The organism is Streptomyces sp. NRRL S-1022 (genome assembly GCF_000720135.1).
Lineage (GTDB): Bacteria > Actinomycetota > Actinomycetes > Streptomycetales > Streptomycetaceae > Streptomyces.
The window spans coordinates 280,776-296,748 of sequence record NZ_JOIU01000002.1 but is presented as its reverse complement, the minus strand read 5'-3'; the positions used below and the strand labels follow the sequence as shown (position 1 = coordinate 296,748).

11 protein-coding genes are annotated in these 15,973 nt (G+C 72.8%); 6 read left to right on the top strand and 5 right to left on the bottom strand.

The genetic code is table 11. The features are described 5' to 3' along the window. The first annotated feature begins 5 nt into the window (after positions 1 to 5). From IG05_RS0103065 to IG05_RS0103040, 6 genes are all read left to right on the top strand, one after another. Positions 6 to 1,517 carry a glycoside hydrolase family 3 protein gene (locus IG05_RS0103065; RefSeq protein ID WP_030338799.1) on the top strand — a complete coding sequence of 504 codons (1,512 nt, stop codon included), beginning with the start codon at positions 6 to 8 and terminating at the stop codon, positions 1,515 to 1,517. 104 nt (positions 1,518 to 1,621) lie between these two features. After that, positions 1,622 to 2,653 carry a phytanoyl-CoA dioxygenase family protein gene (locus IG05_RS0103060; protein WP_030338797.1) on the top strand — a complete coding sequence of 344 codons (1,032 nt, stop codon included), beginning with the start codon at positions 1,622 to 1,624 and terminating at the stop codon, positions 2,651 to 2,653. Then, on the top strand, positions 2,650 to 3,939 hold the full coding sequence (locus IG05_RS0103055; RefSeq protein ID WP_030338795.1) for a DUF6271 family protein: 1,290 nt from the start codon (positions 2,650 to 2,652) through the stop codon (positions 3,937 to 3,939). Before IG05_RS0103060 ends, IG05_RS0103055 begins: the two co-directional genes overlap by 4 nt. Further along, positions 3,936 to 5,135 carry an alanine racemase gene (locus tag IG05_RS0103050; protein ID WP_030338793.1) on the top strand — a complete coding sequence of 400 codons (1,200 nt, stop codon included), beginning with the start codon at positions 3,936 to 3,938 and terminating at the stop codon, positions 5,133 to 5,135. The genes IG05_RS0103055 and IG05_RS0103050 overlap by 4 nt, the downstream gene beginning before the upstream one ends. Before the next feature lies 1 nt (position 5,136). Then, entirely contained in the window at positions 5,137 to 5,643 is a 507-nt protein-coding gene (locus IG05_RS0103045) for a GNAT family N-acetyltransferase (protein ID WP_030338791.1), read from the top strand. Continuing rightward, the gene (locus IG05_RS0103040; protein ID WP_030338789.1) at positions 5,640 to 6,809 is read left to right on the top strand and encodes an MFS transporter; all 1,170 of its coding nucleotides are present in this window, start codon (positions 5,640 to 5,642) and stop codon (positions 6,807 to 6,809) included. The genes IG05_RS0103045 and IG05_RS0103040 overlap by 4 nt, the downstream gene beginning before the upstream one ends. A gap of 19 nt (positions 6,810 to 6,828) precedes the next feature. Here IG05_RS0103040 and sbnA read toward each other — a convergent pair whose 3' ends face one another. Genes sbnA through IG05_RS0103015 form a run of 5 tightly spaced genes read right to left on the bottom strand, consistent with a single transcriptional unit; the run spans position 6,829 to position 15,895 of the window. Continuing rightward, positions 6,829 to 7,860: a 2,3-diaminopropionate biosynthesis protein SbnA gene (gene sbnA / locus IG05_RS0103035; protein WP_030338786.1), complete on the bottom strand. Its 1,032-nt coding sequence runs from the start codon at positions 7,858 to 7,860 to the stop codon at positions 6,829 to 6,831. A 37-nt stretch (positions 7,861 to 7,897) separates the two neighbouring features. Next, positions 7,898 to 8,968, bottom strand: a complete 1,071-nt coding sequence (gene sbnB, locus IG05_RS0103030) for a 2,3-diaminopropionate biosynthesis protein SbnB (protein ID WP_030338784.1) — start codon at positions 8,966 to 8,968, stop codon at positions 7,898 to 7,900. Further along, entirely contained in the window at positions 8,965 to 9,969 is a 1,005-nt protein-coding gene (locus IG05_RS0103025; RefSeq protein WP_030338782.1) for a TauD/TfdA family dioxygenase, read from the bottom strand. The genes sbnB and IG05_RS0103025 overlap by 4 nt, the downstream gene beginning before the upstream one ends. A 42-nt stretch (positions 9,970 to 10,011) precedes the next feature. After that, positions 10,012 to 13,311, bottom strand: a complete 3,300-nt coding sequence (locus IG05_RS0103020) for a non-ribosomal peptide synthetase (protein ID WP_030338779.1) — start codon at positions 13,309 to 13,311, stop codon at positions 10,012 to 10,014. 13 nt (positions 13,312 to 13,324) lie between these two features. Beyond that, complete coding sequence (locus IG05_RS0103015) at positions 13,325 to 15,895, bottom strand: Pls/PosA family non-ribosomal peptide synthetase (protein WP_051789462.1); 2,571 nt, start codon at positions 15,893 to 15,895, stop codon at positions 13,325 to 13,327. Between the last annotated feature and the right edge of the window lie 78 nt (positions 15,896 to 15,973).

Genomic DNA, 15,973 nt, shown 5'->3' with positions numbered 1-15,973 from the left:
GTCCGATGACCACCATCGCCACCGCCGCGTCCGGCAGCGGCTCCGCCGCGGGCGACGCCCTCGCCCGGGACGCCCTCGCGGTGCTGCAGCCGGGGTTCGACGGCACCACCGCCCCGGACTGGGTGCGCCGCCGCATCGGCGAGGGCCTCGCCTCCGTCGCCCTGTTCGGCCGCAACGTCGTCAGCGAGGAGCAGGTCACCGCGCTCACCGGGCAGTTGCGTGCCGAGCGTGACGACCTGCTGGTCGCCATCGACGAGGAGAGCGGCGACGTCACCCGCCTCGACGTGCGCACCGGCTCCTCCTTCCCCGGCAACCACGCGCTCGGCGCCGTCGGCGACCCCGCTCTCACCCGGGCCGTCTCCCGCGAGCTGGGCCGGCGCCTGGCCGCCTGCGGCGTCACCTTCGACTGGGCGCCCTCCGCCGACGTCAACGCCAACGCCGACAACCCCGTCATCGGCGTCCGCTCCTTCGGCGCGAGCCCCGGCCTGGTGGCCCGGCACACCGCCGCCTGGGTGGAGGGCCTGCAGTCCACCGGCGTCGCCGCCTGCACCAAGCACTTCCCCGGCCACGGCGACACCAACGTCGACTCCCACCACGCCGTACCCCGCATCGACGTCGACGCCGACACCCTGTACGCACGTGAACTGCCCCCGTTCCGCGCGGCGATCGCCGCCGGCACCCGGGCGATCATGAGCGCCCACATCCTCGTGCCCGCGCTCGACCCGGACCGCCCCGGCACCCTGTCCCGGCGCGTCCTCACCGAGCTGCTGCGCGGCGAACTCGGCTACCAGGGCCTGATCGTCACCGACGGCATGGAGATGCGCGCCATCTCCGGCACCTACGGCCTCGAACACGGCGTGGTCCTCGCCATCGCGGCCGGCGCCGACGCCATCTGCGTGGGCGGCGGACTGTGCGACGAGGGCACCGTGCTGGGGCTCCGGGACGCGCTCGTGGCCGCCGTGCGCTCCGGGGAACTGCCCGAGGAACGGCTCGCCGACGCCGCCGCCCGGGTCCGCGAGCTGGCCGCCTGGACCGTCGCGGCCCGCGGCGACGCGGCCAGGACCCCGGCCGACCCGGAGATCGGCCTGGTCGCGGCCCGCCGCGCGCTGACGGTGACCCGGGCGGGCGCCGCCGCACCGGTCACCGCACCGGCGTACGTCGCCCAGTTCAACCCGGCCCCGAACATCGCCGTCGGCGACCAGACCCCCTGGGGTGTCGCCGCCGAGCTGGAGCGGCTGCTGCCCGGCAGCGCCTCCGGCTCCTTCACCGGCGCGGGTGCCGGCGCGGCCGTCCTCGCCGCGGCCGGGGACCGCCGGATCGTCGCCGTGGTCCGCGACGAGCACCGGCACGACTGGATGCGCTCCGCGCTCGACACCCTGCTCGCCGCCCGGCCCGACACCGTCGTGGTCGAGATGGGCCTGCCCCAGGCCCCGCCGCGCGGCGCCCTGCACATCGCCACCTACGGCGCCGCCCGGGTCTGCGGTGTGGCCGCCGCGGAGGCCGTCGTCGCGGGCTAGCCCCACGGGCTCACCGGCCGCCCGCCGTGAGCGGGCGGCCCGCTCGCTCTTGCTCCTTTCCCGGATCTCCACCGCACTCTGTGTTCCAGTTCCCGAGGAATCGCATGCAGACGCCCCACCCGTACCTGCACCGCGCGGCGACCGGCCGCCCCTACTTCAGCACCGACGGCGAGACCTACCTCGCCCCGACCCCCCTGCGCGACCTGGAGAAGACCCGGCCGCTGCGCGTCCTGTCCGAGGAGGACTTCACCTTCTGGCAGACCTACGGCTACGTCGTCTTACGCGAGGCGATCACCCCGGGCGAGGCCAAGGAACTCCTCGACTTCGCCTGGGAGTTCCAGGGACTCGACCCCGACCGCCCCGACACCTGGTACGAGGAGCCGGAGTTCCGCTCCGAACTCGACCGGCACCTCTACATCTACGGCTTCGTCGAGGCCTACCACCACCAGCTGCTGTGGAACAGCCGGCAGAACCGGCGCGTCTACGACGCCTTCGTGGACGTCTGGGACAGCCTGGAGCTGTGGGTCACCCTGGACCGGCTCAACCTCAACCCGCCCAACGTCCGCACCCGTTCCCGCTCCCTCATCGAACCCACCGACGAGGGCTTCGACATCGAGCTGCACTGGGACGTCGACACCACCCTCGCCGTGCTCCCGCAGCGCGTGCAGGGCATCATCGCGCTCACCGACACCCGCCCCGAACTCGGCGGCTTCCAGTGCGCGCCCGAACTCTTCCGCCGCTTCGAGGAATGGCGCCTCGCCCAGCCGCCCGGCCGCGACCCGGTCCGCCCCGGCGCCGACCGCGCCGAGTTCCCCGTGGTCCGCCCCGACCTCCAGGCCGGCGACCTGCTGATCTTCAACGGGCTGCTCGCCCACGGCGTGGCGCCCAACCTCTCCGACAACGCTGTCCGAGCTGTCCAGTACCTGTCGATGATGCCCGCGCTGGAGGAGCACACCGCCCTGCGCGACTCCCGCGTGGAGTCCTGGCGCACCCTCGCCACCCCCGACTGGAACGCCACCCTGCTCGGCGACGCCCGCACGCCCGAGGCCCTCCGCTACGGCCCCGCCGAACTCGACGACCTGGGGCGCAGGCTGCTCGGCCTCGACTCCTGGGCCGCCGCGGAAGGTGCCCGGTGAACCGCGTCTGCCTCACGCTGCCCACCAACCGGGCCTGCTCCGCCACCCTCACCGCCCTGCACGCCGAAGCCACCTACGCGGCCCGGCACTTCGGCGCCGACGTCCAGCTGCTGATCCTGGACTCCGCCGACGACCGCACCCGCGCCGAACACACCCGCACGGTCGCCGCGCTGCCCCGGGAGCCGGGCGTGACCGTCCACCACCTCAACGAGGAGGCCCAGCGGCACTTCCTGCGCCGGGTCGTCCGGAAGGCCGGCCTGCCCGAGCCGGAGCGCCTGCTCCGCCTGATGCTGCCGGCCGCCGTCTCCTACGGCGCCTGCACCAACCGCGCCTTCCTGCTGGCCGCCGCCCTCGGCTGCGCCTCGGTGCACCGCCGCGACTCCGACAGCACCTACCAACTCCACGCCGGGCAGTCGGTGTTCCCGGTCCACCACGAGCTGCCCTGGCTGGGCCGCCCCGCCGCCGAGGCCTCGGCCGCCGTCACCCGCACCGACCTGGACCCGGCACTGTCCCAGCGCCCGGTCTCCCTCGCCGGTGCCTCCTTCATCGGTGAACTCTCCGTCGACATCGGGGAGATACGGCGCCTGGACGAGGCCGTCTACCACGACGTGGTCGGCCTCTGGGCCCCCGGTGACTGGCCCGAGGACCGCATACGCGCGCTGGTCGAGGAGTCCTTCACCGGTGCGGGCACCGCCCCCTTCACCGGCGACCACGCGACCCTCACCCTGGTCGACCCCATGCGCGTCGACATGTGCAACATCGCCTTCGACCGGGCGGTGTACGAGCGCGTCCCCCTCCCGCCCGCCACCGACACCATCGGCAGCGACTACTTCCTCCTCCACCTCGTCCACGACGCGGGCCTGCCCGGAATCCTGCACAACCGCCACATCGAGAACTTCCACACCCCCGAACGCCGCACCGCCTCCGGCTTCCCCGCCTACCAGCGCCGCTTCGTGAAGTTCCTCCTCTCGATGCTCTACTTCCACGACGTGTACGACCGGATGACGGCCGAGGGCGCGGGCCTGCTGGACACCGGACAGCGGGTCCGGCCCGAGCGCGTCGTGGAGTTCCTGCGCGAGAGCACGGCCCTGGACCGCACGGAGAACATCTGGCGCCTGGACCGCATCGACACGGCATACCGCAAACTGGGCGGCCGGTACGCGGCCTTCGCCGATCAACTACACGTGGAACGCAGCCAGTTGCTCGACCAGGCCCAGCAGGACATCGAGGACTTCATCCACTTGACCGTCTCCTGGCCCGCACTGATGAAGGCGGCCCGGCCATGACCGCCCTGAAAGGGCGCGGGGAACGGCGCGATCAGCCACAACGCACCCGCACCAGCACCACGGACCGCCTCCTCTACGACCTCACCGGCATAACGCACCAGTACGACACCCTGCTGCGAGAACTCCCCGGCACCCGCATCCGCTTCGCCCTCAAGGCCTGCCCGGTCGACGAAGTCCTGCACGCACTGGCCGCCGCAGGCGCCGGCTTCGACGCGGCGAGCCCCGCCGAGATCGAGCAAGCCCTGCGCGCCGGCGCCCACCCCGACCGCATCCACTACGGCAACACGGTCAAGTCGGACCAGGACATCGCCGAGGCCCACCGCCTGGGGGTGCGCACCTTCGCCACCGACAGTGTCGAGGACGTCACCGCCATCGCCGCGCACGCGCCCCGCGCCCGCGTCTTCTGCCGCCTCGCCACCAGCGGGGAGGGCGCCCTGTGGGGCCTGAACCGCAAGTTCGGCTGCGCACCGGAGGACGCCGTCCGCGTGCTGACCACGGCCCGTGACGCCGGGCTCGTCCCGGCCGGCCTGTCCGTGCACGTCGGTTCGCAGCAGATGACCTGCGAGGCCTGGCAGCAGGCCGTGGACACCCTCGCCGGGACGCTCGTGGCGCTGGCCGGGCGGGGGATCGTACCCGACCACGTGAACCTCGGCGGCGGGCTGCCCGCGCTCGGCTATCTCGACCGGCGCGGCACCCCTCTCGACCCGCCGCTGGACAAGATCTTCACCGTGCTCCGCGAAGGCATGGAACACCTGGACGCGCTGGCCGCCGCCCCGCTCGACTTCGTGCTGGAACCGGGGCGTCACCTGGTCGCCGACCACGGCGTGATCCACGCCCGGGTGGTCCGGCTGACCGAACGGACGCAGCCGGACGGCGGTCGTGCCCGCTGGCTGTACCTGAGCGTGGGCAAGTTCAACGGACTGTACGAGATGGACCAGGTGACCCACCCGCTGGTCTTCCCGGGGCGGGAGAGCGGGGAACTCGTCCCCGCGGTCGTCGCCGGACCCACCTGCGACAGCGACGACGCCTACGGCGCCGGCCGGTACCCGGTACTCGTCCCGGCGTCCCTCGCCTCCGGCGACCCGGTCCGCATCCTCTCCGCCGGCGCCTACGCCGGCAGTTACATGACCCGCGGGTTCAACGGCATCCGCCCGCTGCCGGCCGTGTGCACCCGGGGCCAGGAAGGACACCACTGACATGACAGGCCTCGTACGGGGCATCACCGAGGCCGACTGGCCCCAGGTCGCCGCCCTGGAGGCCGGGGCGTACGCGGACACCCCGCTCACCGAGGGGGAGGCCGGCCTGCGGTCCCGCGCCTCGGCCGACACCAGCTTCGTCCTGGAGCTCGACGGCCGGATCGCCGGCTACGTCCTGGCCCTGCCCTACCGGCGGTTCCACTGTCCCGACCTGACCCGCCCGGAACGGGCCGTCCACCAGGCCGCGAACCTCCACCTGCACGACCTGGTCGTCAGCGCGCCCCTGCGCCGCCGTGGCCTGGGCACCCGGCTGGTCCGGCACCTCACGGACGCGGCCCGCGCCCGGGGGTTCGCGACCATGTCGCTGATCGCGGTCGCCGGCAAGGAGCCCTTCTGGCGGGCCAACGGGTACCGGCCCCACCCCGAGGCGCGGGTGCCGGCCAGCTACGGCGGCGGCGCGGTGTACATGTCGGCCCAGGTCGCCGTCGCGCGGAAGGCGGGCCGATGACCGCACCCTCCTTCCGGCGCGCCAAGTGGTCGACCGCCGCGCTGTTCTGCTTCCTCGGCTTCCAGTACGGCACCTGGGTCTCCCGGCTGCCCGCGCTGAAGACCCGGCTGGACCTGGGCGCGGGCGAGGTGGGCCTGCTGCTGATGGCCTGCGGGGCCGGGGCGGCGGCCTCCTTCCCGCTGGTCGCCGCCCTGATGCGCCGGCTCGGCTCGCGGCTGCTGTCCCTCGCCTCGGCCGCGGCCCTCGTCGTCGTCCTGGCCGCCCTGTCCGCCGTACCGGACTTCCCGCTCGCGCTGCTCGCCGTGTGCGCCGACGGGGTCGCGGTCGGCTGCCTCAACGTCGCCATGAACGCGCAGGGCGCCGCGCTGGAGCGCGCCCACGGGCGGACCGTCATGTCCCGGCTGCACGCCACGTTCAGCGGCGGGCTGCTCGCCGCCGCCCTGCTGACCTCCGGCGTCACCGCCGTGACCGCGTCCGTCCCGGCCCACTTCGCCGTCGCCGGCGCCCTGTTGCTGCTCCTGCTCGGCGGTGCCCGCCCGGGCCTGCTGCCGCACGAGGAGGAGACCCCGGCCGGCGCGGCGGAGCCGAAGCCGCGCGCCCGCCGCGGCCTGCCCTCGGGTACGACGCTCCTCATGGGCTGCGCCATGGCCTTCGGAACCGTCACCGAGGGCGCCATGAACGACTGGTCGACGCTCTACCTGAGGGACGTCGTCCGGGCGCCGGCGTCCGTCGCCCCGCTCGGGATCGCGGTCGTCTCCGTGATGATGCTGCTGGCCCGGCTGTGCGCGGACCGCTGGCGCACCCGCTGGGGCGACGGGCGCGTGGTGCGCACCGGCAGCGCGGTGGCCGCCGCGGGCCTGGCCCTCGCCCTGCTCGCCGGGGGAGTGGTGCCCACGCTGTTCGGCTTCGCCTGCGTCGGCCTGGGCGCGGCCGCCGTCACCCCGTGCGTGTACGTGGCGGCGGCCGGCCGCGGCCCGGAAGCGCTGGCGCTGGTCGCCGCGATGGGCACGACGGGTCTGCTGGCCGGCCCCGCGCTGATCGGCTTCGTGGCCGGCGCGGTGAACCTGACCGCGGGCATGGCCACGGTGGCCGCCTCCGCGCTGATCGTCACGGCGACCGCCTTCCGCATCCCGTGGCGCGCCCGCACCCCGGAGCCGGTGGCCTGATCAGCCGGGTGGGTGGGCGTCACGCCTCGCGGCGGCGGCCCGGTCCCCGGGACGCGGACTTCGCGGAGTCCTCCTCCCACGGGGTGTCCGTCCGGGTGGAGTCCAGCAGGTGCTCGCCGTACAGGTCCTGCAGCCAGTTGGTCTGGTAGATGGTGTCGAGGTAGCGCTCGCCGAGGTCGGGCGCTATGGCCACCGCGGTCAGGTCACGGGTGCCGTGCCGGGCCAGCCAGCCCGTCGCGGCGCTGACCACGGACCCCGTGGAGCCGCCGAACAGGAAGCCCCGCCTGGCCATGCGGTGACAGGTGCGGATGGTGTCGGCCTCCTCCACCCGGATCACCTCGTCCACGTACGACTCGTCGAGCAGCGGCGGGCGCATGCTCATCCCCAGGCCGGGGATCATCCGGCGGCCCGGCTCGCCGCCGAAGGCCACCGAGCCCACGCTGTCCACGGCGACGATCCGCACCGGCCGTTGCCACTCGCGGAAGTAGCGCGCGCAGCCCATCAGGGTCCCGGCGGTGCCCGTCCCGACGAACAGCACGTCCAGCTGCGGGAAGTGGCCGGCGATCTCCGGTGCCGTCGTACGGAAGTGGGCCCGCCAGTTCCCCGCGTTGGTGTACTGGCTGAGCCACACGTACCGTTCGTCGGAGGCGCACAGCGCCCGCACGTACTCCAGCCGCGTGCCCAGGAAACCGCCGTTGCCGTCCAGGTCGGTCACCACGTGCACCTGGCTGCCCAGGGCCTCCATCAGCAGCTTGGTCGACAGGTTGCACCGGGGGTCCGTCACGCACAGGAACCGGTGGCCCTTGCTGGCGGCGATCACGCTCAGCGCGACGCCCAGGTTTCCGGACGAGGACTCGACGAGGATGGAGTCCGGCCTCAGGCGTCCGTCCCGTTCGGCGCTCTGCACCATCTCGTTCGCGGCCTTCAACTTGATGGAGCCGGCGAAGTTGAAGCCCTCGCACTTGAGGTAGAGACGGTATCCGAAGATCGACTCCAGGTCGACGAACAGACTGCCTTCGTTGAAGGCATGGGGAGCGGATATGACGGGCACGGCAGCCTCCTGGTGCCAGAGCTGAGGGACAACGGCCTCAGCCGTACCGGCGCAAGTCGTGGAAGAAGTCGTCGACGAGGCGGAGTTCCCCCGCCCCGGCCACGCGGTCGTAGACGTACTTGCCGACGGCCAGGTCGAGGACGCCGAGGCCGAAGGGCGAGAAGATCACCGGCTGGTCGTGCGGCGGCGCGGCACGACCGAGCATCACGTCGTAGAGGGTGCCGTTGAGGAAGTCGCGGTTCCCGGTGCGCTGTTCGACCAGGTGCGGGGAGGTGTCGGCCTTCAGGCAGTGCTCGACGTCGTCCACGAAGTTCGCCGCGGTGAGCAGGATCTCGGGGGCGAGGTCGCGCAGTGACACGTGCAGGACCACGGGATTGTGCTCGAACCAGCCCGGGGCCGTGACGTGCGGCCGGCCCGCGACGGTGGCGAAGACCACCAGGTCGCTGGAGCGCACCAGGTCCTCGGCGCTGTCGTGGACGGTGATCCGCCCGCCGGCGCCGGCCTGCCGCAGGTAGCCGCGGAAACCGGCGGTGCTGTCCGCGGACAGGTCGTGCACGCCGATCGCGTCGAAGGTCCAGCCGGTGCCGGCGAGGAAGGTGTGGATGTACCGGGCGATCAGGCCCGTGCCGAAGAAGCCGGCCCTGCGGGGCCGGGTCCGGGTGCGGCTGAGCCAGTCGGCGGCCAGCGCGGCGGAGGCCGCGGTCCGGGTGGCGCTGATGACGGAACTCTCCAGGCAGGCGAACGGGTAGCCGGTGCCGTGGTCGTTGAGGATCAGCACCGCGGAGGCCCGCGGCAGCCCGGCGCTCACGTTCTCGGGGAAGCTGGAGATCCACTTCACGCCGTCCACCTGCGTCGGGCCGCCGATGGAGGCGGGCAGCGCGATGATCCGGGCCGTGGGGCGGTCGGGGAAACGCAGGAAGTACGACGGCGGGTTGACCGAGTCACCGGCGCCGTGCAGCCGGTAGGTGGCCTCGACCAGGTCCACCAGGTCCCGCTCCCGCCCGGCCAGCGCCTGCTGCACCTGCCGGCCGGAGATCACCGCGAAGGTGGGCGCCGGTGCGGGCTGGGGCACGGCGGGCTGGGGGGACGTCGACAGCAGATGGGTCATCGCCGGCTCGCCTCCCCCGTCGGGCAGGAGTCGGCCAGGCGCCGCGGCTCGGCCATGCCGACCAGGACCCGCCGCTCGCCGGTGAACGCCTCCCGGCTGTGCGCGGTGCCGATGTTGTCCACGAGCATCAGGTCACCGGCCTGCCAGGGCTCGCGCCGGGTGTGCTCCTCGTAGGTGTCGTTGAGGAGCCGGACGACGTCCTCGCCGATCGGACTGCCGTCCCCGTAACGGGTGTTGAACGGCAGCGAGTCCGCCCCGTACTCGTCCACCAGGTACTCGCGCACCTCCGGCGCCAGCGTCCACTCGTTGAGGAAGGCGATCTGGTTGAACCAGCACCGCCGGCCGGTGCGCGGGTGTGCCACGACGGCGCAGCGACGCTGCTCGGTGCGCAGGGAGCCGTCGGGCAGCCAGCGGAAGTCGATGGCGTTCGTGCGGCAGTACCGCTCGATCGCGTCGCGGTCCTCGGTGCCGAACGACTCGGCCAGGGACGCCCCGATCTCTTCGTTGTAGGTACGGGTCAGCAGCCAGCCCTCCTGCCCGAAGCGCTCCGTCAGCCCGTCGGGCAGGGCCGTGAGGATCTCGGCCGCGTCGGCCACCGCCGTCGCCCCGCCCTGCTCGGGCGGTGTCAGGCAGGCGAACAGCAGCAGACCGGGCACCTCCAGCCGGTAGCTCAGCTCGTGGTGCATGCACATCGGCTGGTTGGCCGGCCACGGCGTCGAGGAGTACAGCCCCGGCCCGTGCGCCTCCCGTGGGGCGAACGCCTCCTGCTCCGGTACGAGTTCACCGGCCAGCCGCGCGAAGACGGCGCCGGCCTGGTCGGTGTCCTTCAGGCCGAGGCCGCGCACGAGCAGCGCCCCGTGCTCGGTGACCTGCGCCCTGAGCGCTTCGCGGTAGCGGGCCGCCCAGGCCGCGGCGTCGTCCGGTGGATCGACGTGCAGCACCGCGGGTCTGTCCGGCCGCAGCTCCACGTCGAGCGGTGCTGCCAGGGATGAGGACGGCATCTCGGTTTCCTTTCGGTCGCTCGTCGGGTGGGGGTACGGGCCTCAGGTCGAGGCCAGGGGGACGGCCGCGCCCAGCACGGCCCGCGCCGCCTCGGCCGGCCGGGTGCGCAGGAAGTAGTGGCCCCCGTCGGCCAGTTCGTGGAGGTCGGCCTGCTCGGCCAGGAGCAGCCAGTCGCGGTACCGCTCGCCGTGGCCCGCCGTGTGCGGGTCGTCGGCGGCGACGACCACCGACACCGGCGCGGACAGCCGCACCGGCGGCGGGTTCTCCAGGGCCGCCTGGAACCACCGGTGGGCGCGGGCGCAGTCGTGCCGGTAGGCGGCGCCGATGTGCTCGGCGTGCCGCTCGTTGAGTTCGGCGAGTTCCGTGTAGCCGCTGTCCGCGGTCAGCCGTGCCGCGACCTCCGCGTCGCTCAGGTCCGTCAGGCCGGCGACGGCGGCGCTCCGCTCGGCGGCGGTGCCGAGCAGCTGCGCGCCGAGGAACACGCGCGTCACCCGCACGCCCCGCTCCTGGAGCCGGCGGGCCGTCTCCAGGGCCGGTGCGGCGCCCGACGAGTGGCCCCACAGCATGACCCGGTCCGGGCCGCGCGCCGTGATCTCGTCCGCGACCCGGACGGCCACCTCCTCGATCGGGGCGAACGGCTCGCGGTGGGCCGCCAGATCGTGGCCGGGCAGGTCCACCGCGAGGACCGCGAGGCCACTGCCCGCCAACGCGGCCGCCATCGGCTGGTAGTTGACGGCGTTGCCGCCCGCGTACGGGAAGCACACCAGCGCGCACTCCGGTGTGCCGCCCGCCTCCGACAGGGGCTGGAGCAGCTCCGGTCGCCGCCGTCCCGCGCCGTCGAGGAGGGCGGCCAGATCGGCGAGGACGGGGTGCCGGGTGATGTCCTTCAGGGAGACCGCCCGGTCGAGCGCGATGCTGAGCTTGACGGCCGTCAGGGAGGTGCCGCCGGAGTCGAAGAAGTGGTCCTTGCGGCCGATCCGGTGCTCGGGCACGCCCAGCAGCTCGGCCCAGGCGGCCGCCAGCCGCCGCTCGGCCGGGCTGAGCGCCTCCCGCCCGCCGCCGTCCCGTTCCGCGTCGTCCCGCCCGTCACCGGCCCGCTCGGAGCCGGCCAGGTCCCCGGCCGGTCCGGTATCCGCGGCCTGCGCGGTCAGCGCCTTGCGGTCGATCTTGCCGTTGGCGGTCAGCGGAAGGCTCTCCCGCCAGTGGAAGGCCGCGGGGACCATGTACGCGGGCAGCGCCGCCGCGAGCGCCTCGCGCAGCACCTCCGGCTCGTGACGCCGGCCGGTGTGGAAGGCGATCAGCTGCGTGTTCCCGCCGCCCCGCTCGGCCACGACCACCGCGCCGTCCCGCACCCCGTCCACCCGCAGCAGGGTGTTCTCGATCTCGCCGATCTCGATGCGGAAGCCGCGGATCTTGACCTGGCTGTCCCGGCGGCCGAGGAACTCCAGCTTGCCGCCGGGGTGCCAGCGGCCCCAGTCACCGCCCAGGTACAGCCGCTCCCCGGGCCGGTACGGGTCGGTCCGGTAGGCCTCCCGGGTCCGCTCCGGGTCGTTGACGTAGCCCCGGCCCACACAGACTCCGGAGAACGCGATCAGCCCCGGGGCACCCAGCGGCACCAGCGACAACTGCTCGTCCACGACGTAGACGCGCACGTTGTTGACCGCGCGGCCCAGCAGCACGCGGTCGGGCACGCCGGCCAGGACCTCGTGGTTGGTGTCGTCGGAGGTCTCCGTCAGCCCGTAGGCGTTCAGCAGCCGGATGCCCGGCTGGAGCGCGAACCAGCGCTGGACCAGCTCCCGTTTCAGCGCCTCGCCGGTCACCGACACCCACCGCAGGTCCGGCAGCTCCCGGGGGTGCCGTTCCAGGTACGAGACCACGGCCTCCAGGTAGGAGGGCACCAGCTGGGTCACGGTGACCCGGCCGCGCACCAGCGTGTCCACGAACCGCTCCACGTCCACGACCACGTCCTGGCCGACCAGCAGGGTGCGCCCGCCGACCAGCAGCGCGGACACCAGCTGCCACAGCGAGATGTCGAAGCACTGCGGGGCCGTCTGCGCCACCACGGCCCCCTCGCCGATCCCCAGATCGTCGATCTTGGCGTGCAGGTGGTTGAGCAGACCCGCGTGCTCGCACATCGCGCCCTTCGGCTCGCCGGTGGAGCCGGAGGTGAAGTAGATGTAGGCCAGCTGACCGGGGTCGACCCGCACACCGGGGTCGTCGTCCGCGTGCGGTTCCGCGTACGCCGTCTCCACCAGCAGCTTCTCGACTCCGGGTACCTCGGTCAGCGCCTGGTCGAGGGTCCCGGTGCCGCCAGGTTCGGTGAGCACCAGCCGGCAGCCGGAGCGCGACAACGTCGCCGCGATGCGGCCGGCCGGGAAGTGCGGCTCGATCGGCAGGTAGACCCCGCCCGCCTTGAACACCGCCAGCGTCGCCGCCAGCCAGTCCAGGTTCCGCTCGGTGACGACGGCGACCACGTCCTCCCGGCCCAGCCCGCGGGCCAGCAGCGCCCGGGCCAGCCGGTTGGCGCGCGCGTTCAGCTCCGCGTACGTCCACGCCTGTTCGCCGTGCACCGCGGCCACCGCCTGCGGATGCGCCCGTACCCGCCGCTCGAACAGCTCGTGCGCGCGGGCGTCCGGCAGCGGCCGGTGCGGTCCCGCCAGCCCTTCCAGCTGCTCGCGCACCTCCTCGGCCGACAGCAGGCTCTGCTGCGCGTGCTCGGCGTCCGGATCGGCCGCCATCAGCCGCAGCGCCTTCAGGTGGTAGCCGCCGATCCGCGCCGCGCTCCCGGCGTCCAGCGCGTCCGTGCGGTACCGCAGCCGCAGCAGCAGCCGGCCGCCCCGGTCGCACCAGCGCACGTGCAGCACCCCGTCCTCGGCGTGGGCCTCCTCGGCGCCCATGGGACCGAACACCGCCTCGTACGCCGGCCCGGTCGTCCCCAGTTCCCGGGCCAGTCCGGTCACCGGGAACTCCCGGTGGGCCAGCACCGCCGCCTCGGCACGCTCGGCGGCCGACACCAGCGCCCGCCAGGACCCCGGGGGCACGGTCAGGCGGCACGGCAGCGGCTCGCCGCGCACCCCGGCGGTGTACCCCGTCACCAGCTCCCGCTCGCCGGACAGCGCCGACAGCACCTTGGCGTGCGCCGCCAGCAGCACCGCGCTGACCGGCAGCCCCGAGCGGCGGACCAGCCTGCGCACCGAGGCCGCCACGTCCTCCGGGACGGCCGTCTCCTGCTCGGCCGTTCCCGGCTGCGGAGCCGGGGCCCACCGGGGTACGGCGGTGACGCCGCCGGCGGTCAGCACCCGGCTCCAGAACTCCCGGTCCGTCTCCACGCGCGTGTCCATGGGATGGCCTTCCTCAACTCGTGGCAGCCGCGGGGGCGTCGGTCGTGCGCGGGGGCCGGCCGGCGCGGCCGGCCTCGGGCCTGTCCACGGCCGGATTGCCGCCCCAGTGCGCGTTCGGGGGGACTTCCTCGCCTTTCATGAGGAAGGAATCGGCCGCCAGCACCGCGTCGTCGCCCATCGTCACGCCGTAGTGCACGTGAGCACCGACGCCCAGCGTGCAGCGCGCGCCGAGCGTGCTGTGGTCCGACTTGAAGGTGCCGTCCTCCTGCGAGTGGCACTGGATCTTGGACCCGGCGTTGAGGGTGCAGTCGTCCCCCAGGACGGCCAGGGTGCGTTCGGTGATGTAGCAGCCGTCGTCGAACACCCGGCGGCCGATGCGCACCCCCAGCAGCCTCCACACCAGGGCCTTGAAAGGAGTGCCGTTGAAGACATTGAGGTATTGGGTCGGCATTTTCCACACGCGCTCGTGCCACCAGAAAACCGGGTGGTAGATGGAGCACAACTGGGGGGTGAGACCGCGGAACGAGGTCAGGCAGCGTTCCACGAAAATGTAGTACCCGGTGGTGAAAGCGAGCGTCATGGCCAGATACAGTGCGATCACCACGTGCCCGACCACACCGTACAGGTCCACCGAGACGAGTCCGAACAGGGTGAGCGCGAAGACGTGGAGCCAGCGCACGCACAGCATCAGGGCCATCGTGCGCAGGTTGTAGCGGTTCTTCGCGGTGAGATGGCGGCGCAGTTCGTCGCCTTCCCGGAGATAGTCGAAACTGGCGTCCCGGTCCACCGAGCGGGGAATCTCGAAAGACGGCGAACCGAGCAGTCCCACACCTTCCCGCACCTCGCCGTCCAGGGGAATCATCACCTTGGTGGCGAGAAGACAGTTCTCGCCCGTCCTGCCCCCCACGGGATAGGCGATGTTGTTGCCCAGGAAATTGCGCGGCCCGATCGATACCCGGGACACCCGGAAGGACGTACTGGAGTAATCGGCATTGACGACGGACAAGCCGTCGGCAACCATCGTTCCGCTGCCGACCGTGACCAGGAACGGGGTCTCGTGCTGCACCTCGGTGCCGAAATTGGAGCCGGTCTGCTCCACCCGTGACAGGTCGTAGCCGAGGCCGCGGAGATAATGCACGATGTACGAGCTGTCGCCGAAGAGCCACGCGAAGAACCGGACGTTCGTGATGCGTGATGCCGCCCGGTGCAGGCTGTAGTGGAATCCGAAGAGCGGGTACACCCGGTCGGGTTCGAGGAACAGGTCCAGCAGCCGGGGCAGGGTGTACAGGGCGACGAGGCCCAGGACGAGGAAGCCGCAGAACAGGGCCAGCGAGACGGCGATCGCGTCCGGGATCAGTTCCGGCCGGGTCAGCACCGCCGTCTGCGGATCGAGCCGCTTGCCGATCGCCGGGATCTCGGTGAACAGCATGTACACCCCGCCGAGGGTGAGCGGCAGGTACAGGAGGAGCGTCTGCAGCAGCGTGAGGGCACCGAACCAGACCCGGCGCGCGGTGCCGCACCTGGCCGGCGCGACCCGCAGGTAGTCGACCCGGGTGGGCTCCGCCGGGGAGCCGTGCCAGTGCTCGCCGTCCGGCACCGCCTGGCCGCTGTGCAGCGCGGAGGCGTGGCCCAGCTGCGCACCGTCGCCCAGTGAGGTGTCGATGTCCAGGACGGTCTTCTCACCGACGTACACGTCCCGGCCCAGCGTCACCCGGCCGGTCTGGATCCGGCCCGCGTGGGCCCGGTAGCAGAGGAAGAACGAGTCCTTGCGGATCACCGTCCCGGCGCCGATCGTCACCAGGTCGGTGCAGACCGGGACGGAGCGGGAGAGGATCGTGACGCCCTTCCCGATCCGGGCACCCAGGACCCGCAGGTACAGCACGTACAGGGGGGTTCCGACGAAGAACACCATCGGATTCGCGTGCAGCAGCACCTTCACCAGCCAGAAGCGCAGATACGCAGCGCCCCAGACGGGGAACTCGCCCGGTTTCCAGCGGCCGACGAGCAGCCATTTCGCGAGGACCGGGAAAACGCACAGCACAGTGAATCCGATGCTGCCGAACAGCAGTGACCGCACATAGATGCCGACGAATCCGGAACCGGCGGATATCCATTCGTAGCCCCGGGCCGTCACGAATCCCCAGACGAGGGAATACACCAGGAAGACCAGCAGCTGGGCCGTTCCGCACAGCACATGCCGGACCCGGCCCGCGCGCGTCACCGGAGCGGGCGGGGCCACCGGCTCCGGCTCCGCCGGGGGAGCGGCCGTGTCGACGGCAGCGGCCTGGACGAGGGCCGCCGTCAGGCTCCGGATCGTGGGATGCCGGTAGATGTCCCGCATGGACGGTGAGGGCAGATCGGGATTCTTCCGCAGGCGCGCACAGAACTGGGCCATCAACAGGGAATTCGCACCGAGGTCGGTGAAGAAATGACTTTCGGCGGGAACGTGGTCGGACCCGGTGACCTCGGCCAGTGTCTCCGCGAGTTTCCGTTCGGTCGTCACCATGTCGCACCCGACGCCGCTCGGGGTGACGGCAGCTGCGTCGGGCCGGGGTATGGGGACCTCGGAGGACTGCTCCACCATTACATCTCCTGAGGGCGTTCGGATCGCCAAGGGCCGTCCGGACGGTTCCTGTTCGGAAACGGCCGGATTTCAGTGTGG

Coding starts and splice junctions, on each gene's coding strand:
- IG05_RS0103060 (WP_030338797.1), top strand. CDS start 1,622: ATGCAGACGCCCCACCCGTACCTGCACCGCGCGGCGACCGGCCGCCCC.
- IG05_RS0103020 (WP_030338779.1), bottom strand. CDS start 13,311: ATGGACACGCGCGTGGAGACGGACCGGGAGTTCTGGAGCCGGGTGCTG.
- sbnB (WP_030338784.1), bottom strand. CDS start 8,968: ATGACCCATCTGCTGTCGACGTCCCCCCAGCCCGCCGTGCCCCAGCCC.
- IG05_RS0103050 (WP_030338793.1), top strand. CDS start 3,936: ATGACCGCCCTGAAAGGGCGCGGGGAACGGCGCGATCAGCCACAACGC.
- IG05_RS0103040 (WP_030338789.1), top strand. CDS start 5,640: ATGACCGCACCCTCCTTCCGGCGCGCCAAGTGGTCGACCGCCGCGCTG.
- IG05_RS0103025 (WP_030338782.1), bottom strand. CDS start 9,969: ATGCCGTCCTCATCCCTGGCAGCACCGCTCGACGTGGAGCTGCGGCCG.
- IG05_RS0103065 (WP_030338799.1), top strand. CDS start 6: ATGACCACCATCGCCACCGCCGCGTCCGGCAGCGGCTCCGCCGCGGGC.
- IG05_RS0103015 (WP_051789462.1), bottom strand. CDS start 15,895: ATGGTGGAGCAGTCCTCCGAGGTCCCCATACCCCGGCCCGACGCAGCT.
- IG05_RS0103045 (WP_030338791.1), top strand. CDS start 5,137: ATGACAGGCCTCGTACGGGGCATCACCGAGGCCGACTGGCCCCAGGTC.